This is a genomic window from Bacillota bacterium, assembly GCA_013178125.1.
Classification (GTDB): Bacteria; Bacillota; SHA-98; order Ch115; family JABLXJ01; genus JABLXL01.
In genome coordinates, this window is sequence record JABLXJ010000011.1 from 1 (window position 1) to 23,945 (window position 23,945).

Sequence of the window (23,945 nt, forward strand, 5' to 3'; positions counted from 1 at the left end):
GCAAGAGCGGAGGGGAAACACCTGTACCCATTCCGAACACAGAAGTTAAGCCCTCCAGCGCCGATGGTACTGCACTGGCAACGGTGCGGGAGAGTAGGCCGCTGCCGGATGCTTTTTTATGTACATCACATCGAAGGAAAGGGGTTGCAGAGTTTATGATCCGGGAAGCGAAGGAGATGGCGAGGGAGATCCGCGAGAGGATGCGCGATGGGAAGGGTTCGGTGGAGATCACCCACATATTCAAGCAGGATGAGCTCAGGGGGAAGGCACGCCTGGTCGCCAGGGTCACCATACCGCCCGGCGCATCTATCGGTTTCCATGAGCATAATGAAGAAGAGGAGATATACTACATAATATCCGGCAAAGGCCTCGCTAATGATAACGGGACCACAAAGCTCGTCGGCCCGGGGGATGCTATCCTCACGGGCGGGGGCGCTGGTCATGCCATCGAGAATGCAGGGGACGAGCCCCTGGAGATGGTGGCTGTGATCCTCCTTTTCGCTTAGATTCGGCGTAGATATCTGCCTGTTTTCGAGGTCGAGCGAATATCGTCGGGTGGGGGCGACCAATTATCTACAAGCTCGAGCTGGTGAATATATATAAGCGGAAACTTATCGCTATTTCCGGCAGGTTAAATGAGGTGGAGGTCCTCCGCGATGTCTCCTTCGGGGTAAGGGGAGGGGAGGTTACGGCGCTCCTCGGCCCATCCGGATCCGGGAAGTCAACAGTTCTCAGAATCCTCAACCGCCTCGAGGATCCCTCTTCGGGTCAGGTCTTGCTTGATGGTGTGGACACGTGCTCACTGGATGTCCGCGCCCTGCGCCAGAGGGTGGGGATGGTCTTCCAGGTGCCGGCGCTCCTTGGCGGCACCGTTCGGGATAATATTCTCTATGGGCCCCGTATGAGACAGCGTCGCTGCGATGTGGCCATGTATCTCGACATGGTCGGCCTGGAGCGCGAGTTGCAGGACCGGCCCGCGACGGCCCTCTCCGTTGGCCAGCAGCAGCGAGTGGCCATTGCGCGGGCTCTCGCCAACGAGCCCGAGGTTCTCCTCCTCGACGAACCGACGTCCGCCCTGGACGGGAAGGCTGCGCACAATATTCTCGACCTCATTCTGAGGTTCAACTCATCTCTAGGGCTTACTGTGGTGATCGTTACGCATATACTCGAGCACGCCCGCGCGGTGGCTGACCATGTCGTGTTGCTCGTTGCTGGCAGAAAGATCGAGGACGGACCTGCGGCCAAATTTTTCCAGCCGCCTTCGATCGAGATCGGCCGGGGGTACCTCGAGGGGAATCTCGAGGTGAATGAGACGGGTTCCGAAAAAAGCTCCGAAAAGAACTCCGGAGAAAATCACGAAGCGCAGCCCGAAGGGGGTTTCAGGGGAAACTCGAAGGGAACGCGGATATAAAGGTGAGGTAAGGGTAAAGGCGGGGAAGGTAGTCAGGACGCAAGAGGCGACAGAATCGAGGCGACGGAATAGATAGCAGGTATGACAGACTCGAATTCGGTAAACTCCTATATCCACATAACATATCTCGACCTCCTCATTGCGCTAGCCCTCATTGCCATTGCAGCGGCGATCTCGCGATGGCAACGGCTCGGTATGGAACGGGACATGGCCGTCGGGACTGTGCGTGCATTCGTGCAGCTCCTCGCGGTCGGCCTCGTGCTCCAACAAATATTCAACGCTGCCCGCTGGTACTGGGTTATCCTCGCCCTGGCTGTGATGACCTCGGTGGCGGGGTGGAATGCGATGCAACGGCAGGCCGGGCCGCGCCGCGGGGTGTTCCCGCTGATGGCCGGGGCCATAGCCATCGGGAGCGCGCTTGCGCTGGCTATCGTCATCGGTGTCGTCCTGCGCGTCCGGCCATGGTACCAACCGCAATATGTGATCCCCATAGCCGGAATGGTTATAGGCAATGCGATGAATGGTGCGGCTCTGGTGGTTGGGAGGCTCCGTTCCGAGATACTGAACCGGCGTAATGAGGTGGAGGCTGCTCTCGCGCTCGGGGCCTCGGCCCGCGTGGCTTCTGAGTCTGCGCTGCGCGAGGCCTTGCGCGCGGCCATGGTACCAACCATCAACTCGCTCATGACGGTCGGCATAGTCCAGCTTCCCGGGATGATGACGGGGCAAATAATCTCCGGGGCCAGGCCCGCGGATGCGGTGCGCTACCAAATAGTCGTGCTGCTCATGATCGCGGCGGCTACCGCAATCACCGCAATGGCCGCCGGGTTTGGCGCGTTTTCGCTCTTCTTTACGCCGGCCCACCAGATATCGCCCTACATGGAACTCGGCCGGGACGGAGGTAGGTACAGGACAAAGTGTAGGGGATAAAATAAAATGGATGCTCCAAATGACGCGGAAAGGTGGACTTCCCGAGGGCTCTCGTAGCTTGGGGGAGTATGAGAAGGAGGGTGGCAACGTCCATGCGTATAGGGGTTATCGGGGATATTCACGGCAACTTCTTCGCCCTGGAGGCTATAACCACGGATGCCGCCTCTCAGGGGCTCGATGGCTGGATATCCGTGGGGGACCTGGCATTCAAGGGGCCGATGCCGGAGGAGGTTCTGGCGTCCCTCATGAGCCTCGGGCCGGTCGCGATGGTGATGGGCAACACCGACGAGTGGTTGGTTCGCGGTTTCCCCACATCGTTTAACCCGGGTCCCGATAAGCTGGCCAGGTTCAATAAATACAGGGAATGGGCGCTCGAGAGGCTTACACAGCGGGGGATTGGCTTGCTTTCGGGGCAAAAGGCATCGCATGAAATGCAGCTAGGGGGCCAGAAGGTGTTATTCGTTCACTCAACCCCGCGATCCATGGCAGACTGGATTCCATCTTCGTCCCCGGACCAGGATATGGCGCCGATGCTGGCTGGCCATGATGCCGGTGTCGTAGTCTGCGGTCATATCCATACCCCGTATCTCCGGCGGGTCGAGGGGCGGACCATAATCAACACGGGGAGTGCTGGTAACCCGTTTGACGGCGACCCGCGCGCATCATACCTCGTGCTGGAGTTCGGAGGCGAAGCCGATTCCGGTCCTGATGGCCCCGATGGTCCTGATGCCGGCCTCGGTTTCGCGGCGAGCATTCGACGGGTATCCTATGATGTCGATCGGACCGTGGTCGCCGCCAGGGAGCGGGGATTCCCATGGGTTGAAGAGTATGCCGAGGTATTGCGAAGGGGCCGGGGGTTTTAGTTAGTCGCCCCGTCAGGGGTTCAGCAGGGATAGAGATCGGTGCTCAGGTATTTCAGGCCGCAATCATTAATAGTCAGGGCTACGGATTTGCCTTTCTCTTGTGTCGTAAGCAGGGTCCGGGCCGCGGCAACGTTTGCGCCGGAAGAGAAGCCGGCAAAAATACCCTCTACTCTGGCCAGGTCTCGCGCGGCTTTGGTCGCTTCCTCGTCGGTCACCGTCACGTAGCCGTCCACGAGCTCCCGGTCGAGGAGGGTGAGGTCCCTGCAGTAACCGCCGCCCTGGATCTTGTGATTTGGGGACGTTACGGGTCCGCCGGACAGATAAGGCGCCGCGGCCGGTTCCACAATGTAGCAGCGGACACCAGGATTGTGCCTCTTCAGAGCCCGGGCACATCCAACGAACGTCCCTCCTGTCCCGACGAAGTCGACATAGGCGTCAACCGCTCCCCCCGATTGCGCCCAGATTTCCTCGCCGGTATGGTGTTCATGCGCGCGGATGTTGGCCTTGTTGCCAAACTGGTCGGCAAAGAAGGCATTCCTCTCCCGCGCGATCGCCTTTGCCTTCTCTTCGACGAGGGCGAGATCCTCCCCGGATACGTAGCCGGGCCGGGCACCTGGCGCTTGATCCACAAGGATGACCTCTCCGCCCAGGGCCTGTATCATGCGGGCCCTTTCAGGGGAATTCCCCTTTGACATGACTGCCACGAATGGGTAGCCCTTTACCGTGCAGACGATCGCGAGGCCGGTGCCGGTATTGCCGCTGGTAACCTCGACAACGGGCTGACCTGGCTTCAAGGTCCCGTTCCTTTCGGCCTCCTCGATGATTTGCAATGCGATCCTGTCCTTCTTGCTGAAGCCGGGGTTAAGGTATTCCAGTTTAGCCAGGATCCGACCCTGGATTTGCCACAGCCTGACCAACCGGGATAGTTCGATCATAGGGGTTTGACCTATGGCCTCATAGATTCCTGATAGTATTTTACTCGGCATTATGCAAAGGCTCCTTGGTTTCCTCAAACTTAGGATAGGCCCTAACCGGTGAAACTCACGCGCTGGATGCTTATATGTCACATATTCTAGGATTACCGCCCGATCAATGCTTAATACCTCGTCATTACCGAGCTTGGGTACACCAGCGCCTATGTTAGTTGAAGGGAAAATATCTTAGAATTCAGATGGTTATCTGCCCAGAAATGTAGAAAAAGTATAGGTTTTATGATATAATCGTTGCCGATTATGTATTTGTTTTGGGTTGGATGCCTCAGATGATCTACATGGAGGGAGAGCGGGGTCGCCATGCTTGCCGAAGAACGTCGCAGGGAAATATTAAATTTGCTGAATACTAAGGGTATTCTTAGAACGGCGGAATTATGCTCGATGTTCGATGTATCCAAGGAAACCATTCGTCGAGACCTCAGGGTGCTACAGGAAGAGGGCCATATTAAAAAGGTTTACGGGGGCGTAATTTACCCGGGAGGTCCTGAGAGAGTCGAGACGCCATTTATGTACAGGGAGAGGGAGAATAGGGAGGAGAAGAGGAAGATCGGGGTCGCCACGGCCCAATTAATAGGGGACAGGGAAACTATTATAATAGATACGGGTACTACGCTTAGGGAGGTTGCCCGGCATATTAGGGCGAGCTACTTAAATGTGTTCACAAACTCAATCCCCGTTGCCCTGGAGTTGCTGGAGAAACCTAATGTCGAGGTTTATCTTATAGGAGGCAAGCTCCGGGCAGGTGAATTGTCATTGTCCGGGCATATAGCGGAGGAAATTTTAATGGAATTTCATGTTGATAAAGCGATAGTGGGTGCGGGTGGTTTATCTATACGCGAGGGGCTGACCGACTACCATATAGAGGAGGCAAGCATAAGACGATTCATGATCAAAGCTTCCTCAAAGGTAATTGTTGCAACAGATCACACCAAACTTGGCAAAGTAGCCCTCGCCAATGTGGCACCGTTATCTAGTATTCATGTTTTGGTTACTGACAGCGGCATATCCCCTGAGGATAAAGCGAAATTTACGGAGGCGGGGATACAGGTCATAATCGCTGACTATGTTATAAACTCATGATTTATTTCGACCTGTGATGTAATAGATGGCAAGGGCATATCTCCCGGTAATTAGATTTTTGGAGGGGTTTACAAGGTGAAAAAGTATATTCTCTCGATCGATCATGGGACGACTGGCACAAGGGCTATATTGTTTGATCGATCTGGAGCAGCCATCGCGCGGGCGTACAGGGAATTATCTCAAATTTATCCGCAGCCTGGTTGGGTTGAGCACAATCCCGAAGAAATCTGGAATATCACTGCCTTTGTGATCAAGGAAGTATTGAAACAGGCTCAGGTTGGGCCCGCGGATATAGCGGCTATAGGTATCGCAAATCAAGGTGAGACAGTAGTCGTTTGGAACCGTTTCACTGGTAAGCCTATCTATAATGCAATCGTGTGGCAGTGCCGCAGAACGTCATCACTATGTAGCAAGTTGGTTGAAGAGGGGTATCAGGATAAGATACAGTCGAAAACGGGGCTTGTCATCGATCCATATTTTTCCGCGACCAAGGTTCAATGGATCCTCGATAACGTGCCCAATGCTAGGGTGCAGGCGGAGAACGGTGAATTGCTCTTGGGAACTACGGATACATGGCTTGTCTGGAAGTTAACCGCAGGCCGGGCCCACCTTACAGATTACTCTACTGCATCAAGAACTATGATGTTTAATATCCATTCGCTTGAATGGGATCAGGAGATATTGGACCTTTTATCGATACCTCGAGTGATGCTTCCTAAGGTCGTTTCGTCAAGCGGAGTATGTGCTAAGACAGATCCTTTTTTATTTGATGGACAGAGCATGATAATCGCCGGGTTGGCAGTAGATCAGCAAGCCGCTTTGTTTGGGCAGGGATGTTATGAACGTGGAATGCTCAAATGTACCTATGGCACGGGGAGCTTTATGCTAATGAATACAGGAGAGTCCCCCGTCAAATCCACCCATGGCCTTCTAAGCTCGATAGCATGGAATATAAACGGCAGGATAAATTATGTGCTTGACGGAGCAATCTATGTAGCCGGGGCTGCCGTCCAATGGCTCAGGGATGGACTCCGGATCATAGAGAATGCGTCTCAAACGGACGAGCTTGCCTCTAAGGTGCCAGATACCGGAGGAGTATATTTCGTGCCTGCCTTTGCCGGATTGGCCGCCCCATATTGGGATACCAATGCTCGTGGCACTATAGTTGGTCTCACCAGGGGTACTACCCGGGAACATCTCGTCAGGGCGACCCTTGAGTCTATTGCTTATAGAGTGCGGGACGTGGTTGCTGCGATGCAGGAGGATTCAGGTATCAAGATAGAGAAATTGAGAGTAGATGGAGGGGTAACGGCCAATAAATTTTTGATGCAGTTTCAAGCCGATATTTTGGGTATTCCTGTGGAATTACCGCCAATCGTCGAGACCACTGCTCTAGGGGTTGCTTACCTGGCCGGTCTGGCTGTCGGATATTGGGATGGCATAGATGAGATTAAATCCCGGTGGAGAGCAAGGGAGAGATTTGTTCCTAATATGGGCGAGGAACAGCGTAGTAAGCTATATGCAGAGTGGAAGAGGGCCTTGAACCGAGCGAAGGGGTGGGCGGTTGATATTTGAACCCCCATACCGCCTACATAATATGATTTTTGTTACATAATGTGATTTCGATCTCTCAGCAGCATTGCTGAGAGATTTTTTGTTGTTTCGTTTGGCAATCGTGCCCTCAATAATGCATATGTTGTATTGGGGCTTAAAATGTCTGGTGCATCCATGAGCAAAAAATATTGTAATGCGGCAGGAATTAAGAGCACAACGTCAAATATAATACAATAGATATGGGCATAAAGAATAAGTACATCCACACAAATTTAACATAATAATATCACAAAGCCAGGTTGTTGAGATAGTTTTATTTCTCGTCCTCTGGCTGTATTTCATGCTATGGGAGGTCATTAATAAAATGTACGGCAAAAAGTATCTTTTTAGCCCGGGTCCAGTCCTGGTATCCCAACGAGTCAAAAATTCTCTTCTGCATCCTGATATATGCCACAGAGGGCCCGATTTCATGGCGATGATGGATTCGATTCAGGAGAAGCTTATCCGCTTATTTAGGGCTGATAGCGAGTATGTAGGCCTGGTAGTAAGCGGATCGGGGACGGCCGCAAATGAGGCTGTTTTATCATCAATCCTAACCGAGGGGGAGAAGATCCTACTTATAACCAATGGCGAGTTTGGCGAGAGGTTGGACGAAATCGTAGAAAAACATAATATTCCCAAGACCATCTTGCGCTACAAGTGGGGCGGATATCCGAAGGTGGCTGATGTAGAGGAGGCATTAAAGGCCGATCCGGCGATTGGGCTCGTGGCGATGGTTTTCCACGAGACCAGCACCGGGATGATAAACCCTGTCCACGAGGTAGGAGAGGTTGTTGCACGTTACGGGCGCAACCTCATGATTGATGCTGTAAGCGCCATTGGCGGCGAAGATGTCAACGTCCTAAGAGACAACATAGATTTCTGTACAGGGGTTGCTAATAAAGCAGTCGGCGGGCTGCCCGGAACCTCGTTTATATGCGCCCGAAGGAGCGTACTGGAAAAGCGGAGGGCAGCGGCGAGACCCAGGACGGTCTACTTGGATATATATAAACATCTTGATTTCTTTGACCAGATGAGACAAACACCCAATACCCCGAATGTGTCCCTATTTTTTGCGCTCGATGCTGCCCTGGAGGAGATCCTTAGCGAAGGATTGGAAAACAGGTTCGCACGTTACAGAAGGTGTGCGGAGATTCTCCGTAGTGGAATCAAGGAACTTGGACTGAAGCTCCTGCTTTCGGACGAGCATACTTCTAACACTGTAACCTCGGCGTTTCTCCCGGAAGGTATTGAGATCGATGAGTTTTGCGAGTTAATGGAGAAGAAGGGTATAGTGATTTACCCCGGCAAGAGGCACCTGAAGGCGGAAAACATGTTCCAAGTGGCCAACATGGGGACTATCGATGAACGGCTGTGCAGGATGTTTCTCATCATCCTCAGGGAGACCCTGGAGGAGCTCGGCTACGAAATCAAGGAACCGGAGGAACAAGAACTTCGGTCAATAAAGGTTGCGGCTAGCTAATCCATCAATAATAATAGGGCCCTATTAGGCCTACTTCGGAGAGGTGGTAAATCATGCCCGATAGCATGATGCTCAATCATGACATGGAAGGTCTCATCGGAAGCCGAGAGCCTGATAACATCTCAGGCGAGCTCATAAGGCGGGCTGGCGCCAGGCTCGGGCTATCCCGGGAGGCTATAGGGGAGCTCATAAAGCCCCAGAACATATATGCCTTTCGCCTGCCCGTGTTGCTGTATGGCAGGGTGGTCAATATATGGGGCTGCGTTGTCCTACATAACAATGCAAGGGGTCCGTATAAGGGCGGGGTGAGGCTTGCCCCTGATGTTGATATATGGGAGACAACAGAGCTTGCAAGGCTCATGACTCTTAAGACCGCTGTCACCGATATAGAGTTCGGCGGGGGGAAGACCGGTATAAGGCTTGATATGAGTAGACTGTATAAGATATATGGCAGGACCCCTAGGGATCCCGAATTCGAGACGAACGTAAAGAGGAATGTACTCAGGGACTTCGGTCTTGAGTTCAAGGACATATTCACGAGGCACATCTACATCCCAGCACCGGACATGGGTACAGGGCCCCTTGAGATGACCCAGATATATAACGCAACCATGGATCCTGCATCTGTGACAGGTAAGCCCCAGGGCATCCAGGGATGGCTCCCTGGAAGAAAAGAGAGCACAGGGTACGGAGTAGCTGCTAGCACCCTGAAGGCTATAGACATCCTGGGTCTTGACCCAAAGAGCGTCAAGGTTGCGATCCAGGGGTTCGGGAATGTTGGCTCCCATACAGCCATGTTTCTTCATGAGAAGGGGATAAAGATAGTTGGAATCACGGATATAAACGGAGGAGTGTATAACAAGGATGGGCTTGATATAGAGAAGCTGCTAGAGTATGCAGAGAAGACAATGACAGTGGCGGGGTTCGATGGAGGGGTGCCGCTGACGAATGAGGAGCTATTCTCCCTTGATGTAGACATCCTGATACCCGCAGCGACGGGCCATGTAATAAACAAGGATACAGCGCCCATCATAAAGGCGAAGGCAGTAGTAGGGGCAGCCAACATGCCGGTGACCCCGGATGGGATGGAGATACTCGAGAGCAAGGGGATAATGTTCTTCCCGGATATCATAGCAAACGCAGGGGGCGTCATAGCATCGCAGCTGGAGTATTCAGGGTCTTTGAGCGCCCGGCAGAGGACGAAGGAGAGGGTGCTTGAGATAGTGGGAGAGAAGATAGAGGATGCATTTGAGCGCACGGTTGAGATAGCAAGACAAGAGAAGGTTAATCTCACAGAGGCGGCGATTCAGCTTGCTGTAATGAGAGTTCACGATGCTATGATGCAGAGGGGATGGGTAAGTACAACTACAATTGCATGAGGGGAGACGAGCAAAATGCGCTTAAGAGTTGGAGTTGTCGGGCTAGGGCGAAGCGGCATGGAGCTTCATTGCGATCCCTTGAGCAAGATGGAAGACCAATATGAACTTGTGGCCGTCTGTGATCAGAGCGAGAAGCGGCTTGAGATAGCAAGGCAGTCTTTTGGGGTAAAAACATTCACGAACTACGCTGACCTGCTCTCTGAGCCTGGTATTGATCTTGTAGTTATCTGCACTCCTCCAAATTATCATAGCTCCATGGCGATCCAGGCCATGGAGGCAGGTAAACACGTGGTCGTCGAGAAGCCTATGTGTCTTGGTGTCGACGAGGCGGATAAGATGATAAAATGCGCTAAGGATCGTGGGGTCATCCTCACAGTATTCCAGAACCGGCGCTGGGATCCTGATTTCGAGACTGTAAAGCAGGCTATCCAATCCGGGCTCATAGGGGATCTCTTTGTGATCGAAGCAAGGGTTATGTCGTATGGCGAGGAATGGACGAAATATGGGGTAGCCGAATTCAGGCCCTCATGGCGGCTTGAAAAGAAATATGGGGGAGGCCAGCTGCTTGACTGGGGTGCGCACCTCATAGACCATACCTTGCAGATCGTGCAGAGCCGCGTTATCGATGTATATTGCGACCTACAGTCCAGGTTATGGACGGAGGAGGTTGACGATCATTTCAAGTGCATGATTCGTTTTGAAAACGGCGTAATAGCCCATGTTGAATCGAGCAATAATGCAAGGCTGGTTCTTCCTCGATGGTATGCCATAGGAAGCAAGGGCACGCTATATGGGAACGGCGAGTGGGGGAGATGGGAAGATATCACCATAAGGACCAAGGTGGGCTATATGGATGTTACCTTGAAACCATCGCCGAAGATCGCGGCGACCTCAGGGGTCAAGGCGCTCGATGTGAATATATCGAATGCTTTGAGGTTCTACGGCAATATCCGCGAAGTTATCGAGGGGAAGGCCGAACTCGCGATAAAGCCCGAGGAAGCGAGACAGACGATAAGCGTCATAGAGGCGGCGAGGAAATCAAGCGAGATGAGTCAGGTGGTGAACCTAAAGTCTTAAGATAGGATTCAAGGGGTGATGGGAAAGATGTGGTTGAGCATGAAAACTAGAAAGCACCTAACATCTTACATTTTTTTGACGCCCTACGCCCTCCCCTATATCATTTTTTTACTTGTGCCGGTTATTTGGTCGTTTTATATAAGCCTATCGCAAGGGGGTATTCTTACAGGCACGACTTTTGTTGGTTTACAGAACTATAAGAAAATATGGGGTGACGCGTTATTCATTAAGTGCTTCAAAAATACGGTCTTTTACACCGTCATGGTTGTACCAATATGTATGGTTGTCTCTTTTTTGGTTGCCCTCCTTCTTAATAGTATTATGCGACTACAGAACTTTATTAAGCTATCTATATTCTTCCCTTTGCTGAGTCCAGTTGTTTCTCTAGCGATTATATGGAAGGTGTTGCTTTTACCCGGAAATGATGGTCCCATAAACTACCTTATAAGTAGGGTTGGGCTTCATCCCCAAAATTGGTTAGGCAGCCCTGCGACTGTTATCCCGACGCTTGTATGGTTTGAAATGTGGAGGGGTTATGGGTTTTGGGTGCTCATGATACTTGCCGGACTTCAGGCCCTCCCTAAAGATGTTTATGAATCGGCAAGGATTGATGGTGCCACTGGCTGGAGGGAACTCGTACATATAACACTTCCTCTGATGAAGCCTACTTTATTGTTTTTGTTGGTCATGGGAGTAATATGGAATTTCCAATTGTTTGATGCTGTATATATTATGACTTTCGGAGGGCCAGCCGATTCAAGTGCGACAGTGGTTTGGTATGTCTATCGCAATGCATTCCATTTCGAAAGGATAGGGTATGCCTCGACGATGGGCTTCGTGGTTCTTGTAGTATTATTAGTGGCATCCATATTTCAAATGAAGTTCTTGAGGTCGGGTTTTGAATACTGAAAGATGTGGTTGTCAGGGAGGTACCAGAATGCGTACTGACTTACTACTCGTAAAGGACAGCAAGAAATTGGCAAAAAAGAAAAAGCAATTAGGTAGAAGAACGATAATATATTGCATCCTGCTTATTATTGCCTTTATATCCTTGGGGCCTTTTGCATTTATGTTTCTTATTTCAATTCAGCATACCAGTTTTATATCGGGGAACCCGACCCGTTGGTTACCCCACACCCCAACTTTAGGTACGTATATCCATGTTTTTAAGAGCTCTAATTTCTTCCGTTGGTTGATAAATAGCTGTTTAGTTGGGGGTGGCGTTACGCTCTTGACCTTACTTATACATTCGATGAGTGGGTATGTCTTTGCAAAAAGACAATTCCCGGGGCGGGATATTATATTTCTAATTATTCTTTCCAGTATAATGGTACCCAGGGCCGTTACAATTCTACCTCAGTTTCTAATCGTTACAAGGTTTCACTGGCTCAATACTTATCTTGCTCTAATAATGCCTCCTCTTTCCCTACCTATAGGTGTTTTTATGATGAAGCAATTTATCTCAACATTACCCTCGGAGTTAGAGGAAGCGGCTAGGCTAGATGGGTGTAGTGACTTTGGGATCTTTGGGAGAGTAATTCTGCCGCTCTCGAAACCGGGTTTGGTTGTTCTGGGTATTTACACCTTTATGGAACAGTGGAGAGATTTTATTTGGCCTTTGATTGTGACAACGGTCGATGAAATGAAAACTTTACCTGTTGGATTATCCACATTTCATACTGAGTTTCAGACAGACTATGGGGTAATGATGGCCGGGGTTATGTTGAGTATTTTACCTATTTCTGTAGTTTTCCTGTTTGGACAGCGATATTTCGTTAAAGGGTTAACGTTGGGTGCCGTAAAGGGCTAGATACCTATACATTAGTGCGCCACTATAGAAAATAAAGATGGGATATCAAAATAGAGACCCATGTCATCAATGGATAAGAGTACGAGCTTTACCAGTACTACGAGCCTGAAAGGCGGAGGTAAAGTTATGGAGATAATTGACTGCCATTGCCATATAGGAGAGCATCTAGAATTTGGACAGACCCCGGAAGAACTTCTGAGAATTATGGACGAATATTCCATTGCACAAGCTGTAATCGGACCCATGGGACGTTCTTTGTTACTAAATATACGTCAGGCTAACGAAATAATTGCGCGGACTGTTGAACGATACCCTAATAGGTTTATAGGGTTCGGGACGGTAAATCCATGGTACGACAACGTCCTTGACGAATTAGATTATGCGATTAAGGCTTTGGGACTAAGAGGTATATTACTCGAGCCTGCTCTCCAGGGTTTTCCTGTCAACCATGCGATGGTTTACCCTCTTATGCAAAGGGTTGTCGAATTAGGGGTTCCTATTCATATCCAGGTAGGGTCTCCGGAATATTCTCTTTCAGGACAGATTTCCGATCTAGCGGACCATTTCCCCGATGCCAAGATAATTATTGGGAGCATGCGCTCAGATTTCTGGTTTGACGTTAGGTCGTCGGTAGAACGTGTCAATAACATCTGGCTTGAAACATCGTGTTGCGTGGTCGAGACAGAGCTAAAAGCTATTCTCAAGTCTATCGATTCTGAACGGGTTCTATTTGGTACAGATCTACCTTACTATTCTATCGCTGCGCTTATGGCGAGAGTAGAGTTGCTTGGCCTAGATGGTATCGACGCAGAGAATGTTTATTATCGAAATATCACTCGGCTGTTAGCATTAGAGGGGTGCTGACAAATGATTATCGACGCACATGCGCATCTAATGATGGATGCCAAGGGAGAATTTGCCTCCTCACGAAGCGATAACGGCACCGAAGTATTACTTAGAAATATGAATGAGTGTGGGATTGACAAATCCGTAATTTTTACCATAGATTTCAGGACTCCTTCGTATAAAACCAATAATAGGATTGCCGAGGTAGTGAGGGAAAATCCCCATCGCTTTATCGGTTTCGGTACTGTTCACCCATTTGACGGTGGAAGGGCGATCAAAGAAGTCGAACGTTGTGTGGCGGAGTTAGGGCTGAAAGGTCTTAAGTTCCATCCGTGGGTCCAGGCCTTTAGGGGGGATGATCCGTCCTTAGACCCTATTATTCATAAAGCTATACAGCTGGAGTTGCCGGTATTCTTTCATACAGGTACTCTCCCCTACACTCATCCTTTCCAGATCGCCGTATGGGCGGAGAAATATCCTAAACTTATTTTGATAATGGGACATATGGGCCTCGGAAGCTATTGGAGAGATGCCTTACACGCAGCAGAAAAGTTTCCTAACATATATCTTGAGACATGCGGTTTACCATATGGGAAGCCGGTGAAAATTGCCTTAGAACGAATAGGTGCTCATCGAATAGTATTCGGTTCAGATAATTCCCTTTTACACCCACGACCAGAGGTTGCCAAGATTCGATCGTTAGAGATTTCAGAGAAAGATAAGATATCAATTATGGGTGGCAATATGAAAAGGCTTTTGTGTCTATAGGGTTGGAGAAAGAAATATAGGAGTAGCATTTTGTCTTATGAATTCACATAGGGTATGGGATACCAGCATAGTCCTAGGGTTAAGGGGGGATGCACCTAGATAGAACATAGAGAGAATATGATATCGGAAGATAAGATTAGAAACCTACAAGTAGAGGATTGGGATCTTTAGGCTGATTTGAATCAAGTATTATTATAGTTAGGAGGAGACTGTAGATGAAGGGTATAAGTCGTTTGCTGAGGCATAGAACCAGTTTGTTGTTTTTCGTTTTGGTGGTTTTGTTTCTTGGATTATCGCTCCCAGTTGGGGCTAAGAAAATAACTATTACTTTTTGGAAGGCGGCTCATGGAGCAGATGTAGAACTCTACACTCCCATTATTGAGAAGTTTCAAAGCCAGAATCCAGATATTGAAATAAAGTTTCTTTCCCATCCGTGGGAGGGTTGGGACGAGAGATATGGTTCGGCGTTTGCTGCGGGAACCCCCCCAGATATTTCCTATATGCCGGATGAGTTTTACCCTAAATTTGCTGAAGCGGGCCTATTGGCCAAGTTAGACGAGGTGTTCCCCGATGCCATGAAGAAAATGGCCAAAGACTACCCACCCAACTTCTGGGCTAAGGGTGCTTATGGGGGACATCAATATGGTGTACCATATCTGTTTGTAGCAGTCGCGCTTTTCTATAATAAAGACATTTTCAAGACAGCCGGAATTAAGGAGCCTCCATCCGATATGCAAGCTGCTAAAGGATGGACATGGGGAGAATTTGCTGAGGTCGCGCAGAAACTGACCGCGAGGGAGAAAGACCGTTGGGGTTATAGTTGGAGTGCCGCCTATCGCGATCCTAACTACCTCTATCCATATTTCTGGCAAGCAGGTATGGATATCTTAGACTTAAATAACAACAGGGCTGGCTTTGGTGGTGAAGGGGGTGTAAAGGCGGTACAATTCCTAGTGGATCTTGTACACAAATATAGGGTTGTACCCGCAGACGGAATGCATCCGAATTTTCAGCAAGTATTTTACGAAGGGCGAGCTGCAATGGCTCCCGTTGAGTCCTTTTCTGTCCCGATCGTGAGGCGCCAATATCCGAAACTTAATGTAGGCGCTGCACTAAATCCCCAGGGCCCCGGAATTCAGTTCTTCGAAGGGCGTGGGACCTTTGGCAACCTCGGTTTCATGGTTGTTTCGAAGTCTGCCATAAGTTCTTCGACCAAGAAAGAAGCTGTATTAAAGTTTCTAGAATTCCTATGCAATAAAGAAAACGCTCAGACATATGTAGGTGGAGTTTCGCTTTTTGGTGCTAGGAAAGATTTTGTTATGGAGCCTGACCCCCTTTATTCAGTATTTCAGAAAACCATCCCATTCCTGGTTGGCTATCCACTTCATCCGAAGCTCAGGCAAGTTCACCCGATTGTCATATCGGAGGTCCAGTCAGCAATCCTTAAACAAAAGTCACCTAAGCAAGCCGTTGATGATGCTGTAAGACGCGTTAATGAACTCCTAAAGTAGAGTGACATGAGTGAACTAAGTCTGGGTACTGGGTATATGGTAGAAATGTGAAGACGTGAAAAGTAAGGTAGAAGCGAGGCCGGCATATGATCTTGGTATTTGGTCGCAATTGCTGGCCTCGCTAAAAGAGGGTAATTCCCCTTACCATGGAAGTAACTTGTGGGATTTGCTAGCCTATCCCCTTATGAGGCCTATAAATTGTCATTGGTTTGTTCCCGAGTTTAAGGACTAAAGGCTTATATTTGTTGTAGCGCTAGGGCTTATAGTCTTTTCAATTCTCGGACCTCTTGAATTGCGCCAGTACAAAAGTCAATTAATGAGGGGATAAGTGCGTGGTAACTATAAAACAGACCCGAGTTAGTTAGTCTTGAAAGAATCTACAGGATGATTTTGATTTTTCACGTACATCATGCTGCCGTGTTCGCTTTCTGGAGGGGCTCAAGACAGATGTATAAACAGAATGGGGGTAAGAAGATTATGGAGAGGCGATTAGAGTATATGAGACCAAGTCAGATCCTGGCTGAGAAGGAGCGGTGTTCGGTTATATATGTACCTGTTGCCCCACTTGAGTGGCATGGCCCCCATCTACCTCTAGGAACCGACCCCCTCCGTGCCCGGGAAGTTGCTCTTAGGGCTGCGGCGATAACAGGGGGGGTGGTTATGCCTACTTTGTTTTGGGGTACTGAAAGGGAAAGAAGCCCTGAACTTCTGAAGAGTATAGGTTTTAAGGGAGACGAGTGGATTATAGGGATGGACTTTCCTAATAATGCTATGAAGAGCCTATACGCCAAGGAGGAATTCTTTAGCATAGTCGTGAGGGAAACGCTTAATCTCCTTGTCAAGCAAGGTTACAGAGTAATAGCTATTGTAAATGGGCATGGTGCAGAGAATCATATGGCTGTTTTGAAGAGGCTAGCTGCAGAATTCACTGCAGAGAGCCCAGCCACGGTTATATATAGCTTTGTTGCTGTGGAGGATGGCAATGTCCAGCTGAACTTTGGACATGCTGACAGAGAAGAGACATCCGTAATGATGGCATTATGTCCTGAGAATGTTGACTTAGGCACTCTCCCGCCCAAGGGCCAACCTCTTTACAATTTGGATTGGGCTATTGTAGATGACCAGACCTTCCGTCTTAACCCTAGCCCAGATTTTACCGTTAGGGATGACCCTCGTAACGCGTCTCCCCAGGAAGGGGAAGAGAATATCAGGGCAGGGGCTAATCATGTAGCCCTAAAGGTTAAAGAGGCCCTGGAAAAGCTGTAAGTGCGGTAGTGTTCGCCGATCATTCCAGGGGATCAAGTGGTCAAAGCTAGCCTTTAATGGTGGAGGAGCTTCAAATTCAAGAAGGGAGATGGGAATAGATGGTGGAGGCAAAGGTTACGCAAAAAGATGCTGTAACCGGAGGAGTATATAGATTCTCCGCAGGCCCATGGAACATCCACGAGGGGGCGGATCCCTTTGGCCCTGCGGTTAGAGAGCCCTTCACATTTGAGGAGAAGATAAGGTTCTTAAAGGATTTAGGCTTCGATGGCGTCCAGTTTCATGATGATGACGCGGTTCCCGGGCTTGCTAGCATGTCCACCTCTGAAATACTGGCGCGCGCCCGGCAGGTTAAAAAGCTATTAGATGATGCCGGTCTTGTAGCGGAGTTCGTGGCCCCAAGGCTTTGGGAGGCGAGGGAGTTCGTAGATGGGGCTTATACTGCGAATGATCCTAAGGTGAGGGAGCTAGCCATGAATCGTTCTCTTACGGCAGTAGATATAGCCCGGGAGCTCGGGACGAGAAATATCGTTCTCTGGCTTGCAAGGGAAGGTACCTATATCAGGGAAGCTAAGTCGTCCAGGAGATCAGTGAAGTACATCCTTGATGCGATAAACAGGATGCTTGAGCATGATAAGGAAATCCGGATTCTCATTGAACCTAAGCCAAATGAGCCTATGGATCACGCGTATATTCCCACTATAGGTCATGCCCTGGCCCTTGCATACATGAGTGCCGACCCAGCTAGGGTCGGGGGTCTAATTGAGAGCGCTCATACTATCCTCGCGGGTCTTGACCCTTCCGATGAGATGGGGTATGCCCTGGCTCATGGTAAGCTTTGGAGCGTCCACCTAAACGGGCAGAACGGGTTGAAGTACGACCAGGATAAGTCCTTTGGCAGCGATAACCTGAGGGTAGCGTTTAACCAGGTCCGTGTCTTGGATGAGAATGGGTACGGCAGAAACGGTGAGTTTGTGGGCCTTGACGTGAAAGTGATGAGGACTCAACCCAGGGACATGTCTACCAAGCACCTTGCCAACAGCATAAGACTTTTCAAATATCTCCTTGAGAAAGTCAGAACTCTAGATCGAGACCTTGAACAGCGATTAATAGCTACCAGGGATTACGAGGAACTAGATCTCTACATGAATGAACACCTCCTAGGGGTGCGCTAAACTCTAGGTTGTCAATTGGTCTACTGGGTAATATCGCGTGTGGATATTCATTCTAAGAATCGGGGGAGCATTAGAGGCTACTGCCCACTATTTTAAGCGCCGCTAGACATGGAAAGTGAAGGAGGGTATAGTGACTCGGTCATTCTGGGCTACTGAGAACACCATATGTAGCTTCGAATAGAAGCATCGCGGACCAACAAAATTGCTTGGTGAAAAAGGGTTGTAGATGTGAATAATAGGGGGATTTTGGGGATGGCACGTCCTAAGATTGGTCTCGCGACGATAGTGAATCCGTTTGAAGTCGGCGCTGAGAGAGCTAGTGATATCCAGGCTGAAGGTTCAATGCGGATAAGTAAGCTTCCTGCTGACCTGGTTGTGGCTTCCGCCATCGTAGAGGATGAGAATAGTGCGTGGCAGGTTGCTGAAGAGTTAAGATGTTCCGATATCGACGTTCTATGCGTTCTGGTCGGGACCTGGAGCGAGGATCACCTAGTCCTCGAGATTCTTGAGCGGCTCAGGGTGCCTCTTGTAACCTGGGCAATGCCGGGGATTCATACCGGGTCATTGTCCGGCTCTCAGCAAATCTGCTCGGTCTTAAATGAACTTGGATTCCCATATAAGTTTATCTACGGCAAGCTTTCGGATTCCCATGCGTATAATTCTCTAATGGTGTACGCCAGGGCCGTCGCGCTGAGGAATCGATTGCGTCTAGCTCGTTTTGGGCTTATTGGGACGCATGTGAAGGGAATGACCGAGGTTACATTCGATGAAATTGAGCTAAAAGCGCTTTTCGGATGCTCGGTGGTTTCAGCGAATGTTCAGGACCTTGAGCAATGGACACAGGAGATATCTATGGATGATGCGACCTCCATATGGGAGGGAGTTAAGGGTCGGGTTGGAAGTGTGAACGTGGATGATGAGGAAGGGTTGGCATCTTGCAGAGTATACCTTGGTCTCAAGAAGTTTGCTGAAAAGGAGCACCTGGCCGGGTTGGCCATCCAATGCTACCCGACCCTTATGGGCAAGGTTTGCCTGGCTTATTCTCTCCTCAGTGAGGAGGGAATCGTAGCTGGATGTGAAGGTGATATGAATTCGACTGTGGCCATGTATATGTTACATATGCTGACAGGTCAGCCTGTGCATAACACGGATCTACTAGCTGTAGATGAAAAGGAGCATACTATGGTCCTGTCACACTGCGGGTCAGGCGGATTCTCTTTAGCTTATCGACCTGATGACATCACACTCGGCCCTGTTAGATTGGCCGAAAGTGGCCTATGTGTCCTATTCCCTGCGAAGCCCGGGCCTGTTACCATGGTAAATCTCATCGGCCGCCGGGGGACATACCGGATGTGTACACTTTGTAGTCAGGCGCTTCCTACCCACATGGTGTTTCCGGGTAACCCTATTAAGGTACGAAGCCCTATGAATATAGGAGATCTCCTTGATAAAATAGCGAGTTATGGTTTCGGTCACCACTGGATGATTGGATATGGTCATGTGGGAAATGAGCTGAAGGAACTGAGTAGGCTTCTGAAGATCACATACATCAGTTATTGATGTCGACCGCATAGTTCTACCGAGTTTGGTCTCGGCTGGTCTTTTTATAGTGACAGGAGAGGAGAAGTGGGAGCCACTCCTTCCTGTTTCAAAATGGGTGCTTAGTAGGGGTTCATGTATGGAAATTGCATCAATTAGTTGCTTGCTCTTGCTTTACAAGGTTTATCAGGAGAGTAGTGAAGAATAAGATCAATTCTGGTTGGACGGAGGATGATTTTATGCGTGTACTAGCTGTGGGTGCTCATCCGGATGACCTAGAGCTTTTCTGTGGGGGGACCCTCGCCAAATATGCACAACGGGGTGACGAAGTGTTCATGGCTATTGCCACCAATGGCGAAGCGGGTTCCGCGGTTCACGGGAAACAAGAGATTGCCAATATACGATATAGGGAAGCCAAAGAAAGCGCGGCGGTAATTGGTGCAACCCTTATCTGGATGGGATATCCGGATGAATTTCTCTTCAGTAATGAGGAGACTAGATTAAGGTTTATAGATTTGATCCGCGAAGTCAAACCGGATGTAATTTTTGGGCACTACCCCGAAGATCTATATAATCCTGATCATTCGACTGCTGGCCAAATTCTTAACGATGTAGCTATTATGGTCACCGTTCCTAACATAAAGACAGGGCATCCACCCTGTGATAAGATTGTTCCGATGTATTTCACTGAGTCTCATTGCGGGGTAAATTTCCTTCCTGACGAGTACGTTGATATTTCATCTACCATCGAGATCAAGAAGACCATGATGAGCAAGCACCAAAGCCAAGTTGCTTGGCTAGAGAATCAATATGATATGACTCCTCTCGATTTTATCGAGATTACCGGGCGATATCGCGGCCTGCAAGCTGGCGTTAAATATGCCGAAGTATTCAAGCGTGTCCGTGCATGGCCACGTGAATTCCCTGGTAGTCTACTTCCGCATGATTAACTTGGTTATAGATTGTGGGTGGGTTAGGACATTGAAGGAGAATTTTTAAAGGAGGCGAACCGAAGCGTGTGAATGTTCTAGAAAAGATTATTGTAGCCCATAAGATGTGAACTATCTCTATTATTTCTCATGTATAAATCTAGAGGCGGAGTAACTAACTGCTAGAGGGCAGGAAGAAAAAAGGCCGGAAACAGCTATGGTCTTTTTTAATGATGGGGTGAGGGGGCCATGAGTGTAAGGGTTGATTTTAAGCGAAGTCACTGGGGATTTCAAGTATTAATGGTTGAGAATGAAATATTCCGGGTGACGATTTTCCTAGAGGTTGGAGGGAAAATTTGGGATTTATATTATAAACCTGCAGGTTGTAATTTCCTCTGGCATAACCCTCGTGTGGAGCTACGGAGGGTGACATCTAGCGCGAATTTTGATGATGTTTGGCCCGGAGGGTGGGATGAAGTCTTCCCTAATGATTCACCTGATAGGTCTCAGGGAGAGGATTATCCAGATCATGGTGAACTATAAGTCAAGGTGTATCCCGGTGGGAATATCGAGGTCGATCTCCGGGGGTAAAATTATTATAGCTTGAGCCATATCTTATAGAAGGAGAAGTCACGCTAATAGCGAATTATTGTGATTAGGAATGTTCCAGGAACGTTTCCATGAGGTAGGACCCGATGCTATAAAAGTAATATAGGCAAAGAGAATCTGAGATAAGGAGAATCATAGCAGCGTGGGCGATAGAAACATTACGATCAAAGACGTAGCCAGGATGGCAAAAGTAAGCAAATCTACAGTATCCAGGGTTGTAAATAACCAGGGTGGGGTCAAGTCTGAGACCGAAAAAGCAGTTTGGGAGGCCGTGAGGCGACTTGGATATAAACCGAACATAGCTGCCCAGCGTCTGGTGCGCGGGGAAAATGGACCTGGCCCCACGCAGGAACCTAATAGTGTGGCCTTGTTGCTTAGTAGCGATGCGCATTTCTATGGGGTTCATTTCTTTAGTGAGCTAATCAACGCAACTACGAACATTTTATCGGAGAAAGGTTTACATTTCTACATCCTCAAAATTAATAGAGAGCAGGACCCTGAGCTTATAATCCGCAGACTAACTGAGGTAAACACTCTTGGTGTACTGAAGATGAGTCTCGCCGCCCCTGAGAGAGAGTTTGTAGAAGGAGTTCTCGCCAGGGAGTTCCCAGTTGTAGTCGTGGATCACCTCGCATCGGAGCTTGAGGTCAATTGCGTCTGCCCAGATTATTATCATGGAGCATATGAGATGACCCGGTACCTCATAGGGCTTGGGCATCAGCGGATAGGGGTAATAGCGGGGCCAAAAGGGGAAATCGAGGGTTCTTTTGGGGCAAACGCCCTAAGGGGTTACCAGAGGGCGCTCGAGGATGCAGGTCTAGACTTTGACGAGGGGATCATAGTGCACGGGGATTACCGCGCCGTAGGTGGCCATGACGCTATGATGAAGCTCATTCAAATGGATGAAAGACCTACAGCAGTCTTCGTATTGGGCGATGAGGTCGCTGTGGGTGCCATCCAAGCCGTAGCAAAGAGCGGTCTCAGCATCCCGGACGATATATCCATAGCTGGCTTCGATGACCTCGAGATATCCGAGGATTTGCATCCTGCGCTTACTACAGTCCACGTACCCAAGAAAGAGCTCGGCAATATAGCTGTGAATCGATTGATCGCCATTTCCCGCGGCGACGACGATCTTCCCCTTAAAATAATCCTCCCGACTCGGGTTGTTGTCCGGGATTCTTGCCGGGCTCTTGACCAACGCGGGAGGGGCTCCAGTGAAAGGGAATCTGTCTCGGCCATGGCGTAAATGATCACCTTACTAGAGGTGATCAGAAGCGCTTCTCAAAACTTAACAAACTCTTATACTGGAATTATATAACAATAAAATATAACAATAAAACTTGGAGGGATTCCAAATGTCAAAGAATGATGTCACAACGGTAAAAGGTGCACCAATCCATGGGCAAGATGTCTTCCCTGGAGGAGAAAATATAGGGGAGGAAGAGAAGCGCGCGGTAGTCGAGGTCATTGAGAGTAAATCCTTGTTCCGCTATTACGGACTGAACCTTCTCAACAAGGTAAAAGAGTTTGAGCAAGAGTTCGCCAAGACCATGGGAGTAAAATACGCGCTCGGCGTAAGTTCAGGCACCGGTGCCCTCTATGTGGCCATGAACGCCCTCGGGATAGGGCCTGGCGATGAAGTCATCGTTCCGGGCTATACGTTCATAGCGTCTATGGAGGTCATACCGGCGGTTAAGGCGATCCCGGTTATTTGCGACATAAATGAATCCCTAAATCTGGATCCCGAGGAGTTCGAGCGACGAATAACCCCGAGAACCAAGGCTGTAGTCGTTGTTCACATGCGCGGAATACCGGCCGACATGGATCCCATTCTTGAGATCGCAAGACGACACAACATTAAAGTTCTCGAAGATTGTGCCCAGGCTACGGGAGCAAGCTATAAAGGCAAGCGGGTTGGCTCAATGGGGGATATAGCAGCCTTTAGCCTCCAGTACCACAAGATCATCACCTCGGGCGAGGGCGGGGTCGTAGCTACTAACGACTTTGATCTCTACAAGCGCGCTATCCGCTTCCATGACCACGGATACATGCGATTTGAGGAATATGGCAGCGAAGAGCAGGTCAATGAACCCCTCTATCTCGGCTTGAATTTTAGGATGAGCGAGCTCGTAGGCGCGCTCGCCCTGGCTCAACTACGCAAGCTCGATTCCATACTTACTGCCCTCCGTAGAAATAAAGCTAAGATTATGGATGGTATCCGAGATATCAGGGGTATAACCTTCCGCAAGATCCCGGATCCATCCGGAGAGGCTGGATCGACGATAGTGTTCTTTACCGATTCGGCAGAGAAGACGGCTCGATTTGCCGAGATGCTAAACGCCAAGAAGGTGGCTGCTTTCATTCCTTACTACAGCGGCCCACATGTTTATGCACACTGGAGACAGCTCCTAGAAAAAGCTGTCATCCATAACACCGTCAAGTGCCCGTTCGAAGGGTGTCCTCACAACAAGAGCGATGTGAAATATGAGGTCGGGATGCTGCCGAAAACGGACGACATCCTCAAGCGGGCGATCCATATCGACGTATCTCCATTCTTAACGGACGAGGCAGCAGACCAGATCATATCCGCGATACGGAGCACAGCAGAGGCTGTCCTTTAATCAACTTTAATTAACTCTGCCTCGATATCCTAATTGATAATACTCTAAATAACAAATAACGCATAT

The 23,945-nt window shown here is 49.3% G+C and carries 22 protein-coding genes and 1 rRNA gene; 22 read left to right on the top strand and 1 reads right to left on the bottom strand.

Going from position 1 to position 23,945, the window contains the following annotated elements:
• The 5 genes from rrf to HPY71_10280 all read left to right on the top strand — a co-directional run.
• Positions 1-110: ribosomal RNA gene (gene rrf / locus HPY71_10260) — 5S ribosomal RNA — on the top strand; the annotation flags it as partial.
• Positions 111-155: 45 nt separating this feature from the next.
• Complete coding sequence (locus HPY71_10265; protein ID NPV53892.1) at positions 156-506, top strand: cupin domain-containing protein; 351 nt, start codon at positions 156-158, stop codon at positions 504-506.
• Positions 507-589: 83 nt separating this feature from the next.
• Positions 590-1,411: a phosphate ABC transporter ATP-binding protein gene (locus HPY71_10270; protein ID NPV53893.1), complete on the top strand. Its 822-nt coding sequence runs from the start codon at positions 590-592 to the stop codon at positions 1,409-1,411.
• An 81-nt stretch (positions 1,412-1,492) separates the two neighbouring features.
• Complete coding sequence (gene fetB / locus HPY71_10275) at positions 1,493-2,338, top strand: iron export ABC transporter permease subunit FetB (protein NPV53894.1); 846 nt, start codon at positions 1,493-1,495, stop codon at positions 2,336-2,338.
• Between the two features lie 92 nt (positions 2,339-2,430).
• A complete protein-coding gene (locus HPY71_10280) occupies positions 2,431-3,201 on the top strand; it encodes a metallophosphoesterase family protein (protein ID NPV53895.1) in 771 nt (256 codons plus the stop codon).
• A 20-nt stretch (positions 3,202-3,221) separates the two neighbouring features.
• Here the strand turns inward: HPY71_10280 and HPY71_10285 are convergent, their stop codons facing one another.
• The gene (locus HPY71_10285; protein ID NPV53896.1) at positions 3,222-4,187 is read right to left on the bottom strand and encodes a cysteine synthase family protein; all 966 of its coding nucleotides are present in this window, start codon (positions 4,185-4,187) and stop codon (positions 3,222-3,224) included.
• Positions 4,188-4,493: 306 nt separating this feature from the next.
• Between HPY71_10285 and HPY71_10290 the strand changes: the two genes are divergently transcribed.
• From HPY71_10290 to HPY71_10370, 17 genes are all read left to right on the top strand, one after another.
• On the top strand, positions 4,494-5,273 hold the full coding sequence (locus HPY71_10290; GenBank protein NPV53897.1) for a DeoR/GlpR transcriptional regulator: 780 nt from the start codon (positions 4,494-4,496) through the stop codon (positions 5,271-5,273).
• Between the two features lie 75 nt (positions 5,274-5,348).
• Positions 5,349-6,848, top strand: a complete 1,500-nt coding sequence (gene glpK, locus HPY71_10295; protein ID NPV53898.1) for a glycerol kinase GlpK — start codon at positions 5,349-5,351, stop codon at positions 6,846-6,848.
• Between the two features lie 343 nt (positions 6,849-7,191).
• The gene (locus HPY71_10300) at positions 7,192-8,349 is read left to right on the top strand and encodes an alanine--glyoxylate aminotransferase family protein (protein ID NPV53899.1); all 1,158 of its coding nucleotides are present in this window, start codon (positions 7,192-7,194) and stop codon (positions 8,347-8,349) included.
• A 53-nt stretch (positions 8,350-8,402) separates the two neighbouring features.
• A complete protein-coding gene (locus HPY71_10305) occupies positions 8,403-9,728 on the top strand; it encodes a Glu/Leu/Phe/Val dehydrogenase (GenBank protein ID NPV53900.1) in 1,326 nt (441 codons plus the stop codon).
• A 15-nt stretch (positions 9,729-9,743) separates the two neighbouring features.
• On the top strand, positions 9,744-10,805 hold the full coding sequence (locus HPY71_10310) for a Gfo/Idh/MocA family oxidoreductase (protein ID NPV53901.1): 1,062 nt from the start codon (positions 9,744-9,746) through the stop codon (positions 10,803-10,805).
• Between the two features lie 39 nt (positions 10,806-10,844).
• Positions 10,845-11,714, top strand: a complete 870-nt coding sequence (locus tag HPY71_10315) for a sugar ABC transporter permease (protein ID NPV53902.1) — start codon at positions 10,845-10,847, stop codon at positions 11,712-11,714.
• Positions 11,715-11,742: 28 nt separating this feature from the next.
• The gene (locus HPY71_10320; GenBank protein ID NPV53903.1) at positions 11,743-12,615 is read left to right on the top strand and encodes a carbohydrate ABC transporter permease; all 873 of its coding nucleotides are present in this window, start codon (positions 11,743-11,745) and stop codon (positions 12,613-12,615) included.
• Between the two features lie 126 nt (positions 12,616-12,741).
• Positions 12,742-13,479 carry an amidohydrolase family protein gene (locus HPY71_10325; protein NPV53904.1) on the top strand — a complete coding sequence of 246 codons (738 nt, stop codon included), beginning with the start codon at positions 12,742-12,744 and terminating at the stop codon, positions 13,477-13,479.
• 3 nt (positions 13,480-13,482) lie between these two features.
• Positions 13,483-14,229, top strand: coding sequence for an amidohydrolase (locus tag HPY71_10330; GenBank protein NPV53905.1), 747 nt, complete (start codon positions 13,483-13,485; stop codon positions 14,227-14,229).
• A gap of 215 nt (positions 14,230-14,444) precedes the next feature.
• On the top strand, positions 14,445-15,740 hold the full coding sequence (locus HPY71_10335) for a sugar ABC transporter substrate-binding protein (protein ID NPV53906.1): 1,296 nt from the start codon (positions 14,445-14,447) through the stop codon (positions 15,738-15,740).
• 447 nt (positions 15,741-16,187) lie between these two features.
• On the top strand, positions 16,188-17,006 hold the full coding sequence (locus HPY71_10340; GenBank protein ID NPV53907.1) for a creatininase family protein: 819 nt from the start codon (positions 16,188-16,190) through the stop codon (positions 17,004-17,006).
• 98 nt (positions 17,007-17,104) lie between these two features.
• Entirely contained in the window at positions 17,105-18,178 is a 1,074-nt protein-coding gene (locus HPY71_10345; protein ID NPV53908.1) for a TIM barrel protein, read from the top strand.
• 252 nt (positions 18,179-18,430) lie between these two features.
• Positions 18,431-19,738, top strand: a complete 1,308-nt coding sequence (locus HPY71_10350; protein ID NPV53909.1) for a hypothetical protein — start codon at positions 18,431-18,433, stop codon at positions 19,736-19,738.
• A gap of 218 nt (positions 19,739-19,956) precedes the next feature.
• Positions 19,957-20,667 carry a PIG-L family deacetylase gene (locus HPY71_10355; GenBank protein NPV53910.1) on the top strand — a complete coding sequence of 237 codons (711 nt, stop codon included), beginning with the start codon at positions 19,957-19,959 and terminating at the stop codon, positions 20,665-20,667.
• 228 nt (positions 20,668-20,895) lie between these two features.
• Positions 20,896-21,189, top strand: coding sequence for a DUF5107 domain-containing protein (locus HPY71_10360; GenBank protein ID NPV53911.1), 294 nt, complete (start codon positions 20,896-20,898; stop codon positions 21,187-21,189).
• Positions 21,190-21,397: 208 nt separating this feature from the next.
• Positions 21,398-22,504: a LacI family DNA-binding transcriptional regulator gene (locus HPY71_10365; protein ID NPV53912.1), complete on the top strand. Its 1,107-nt coding sequence runs from the start codon at positions 21,398-21,400 to the stop codon at positions 22,502-22,504.
• A gap of 109 nt (positions 22,505-22,613) precedes the next feature.
• The gene (locus tag HPY71_10370; protein NPV53913.1) at positions 22,614-23,879 is read left to right on the top strand and encodes a DegT/DnrJ/EryC1/StrS family aminotransferase; all 1,266 of its coding nucleotides are present in this window, start codon (positions 22,614-22,616) and stop codon (positions 23,877-23,879) included.
• Positions 23,880-23,945 lie beyond the last annotated feature (66 nt).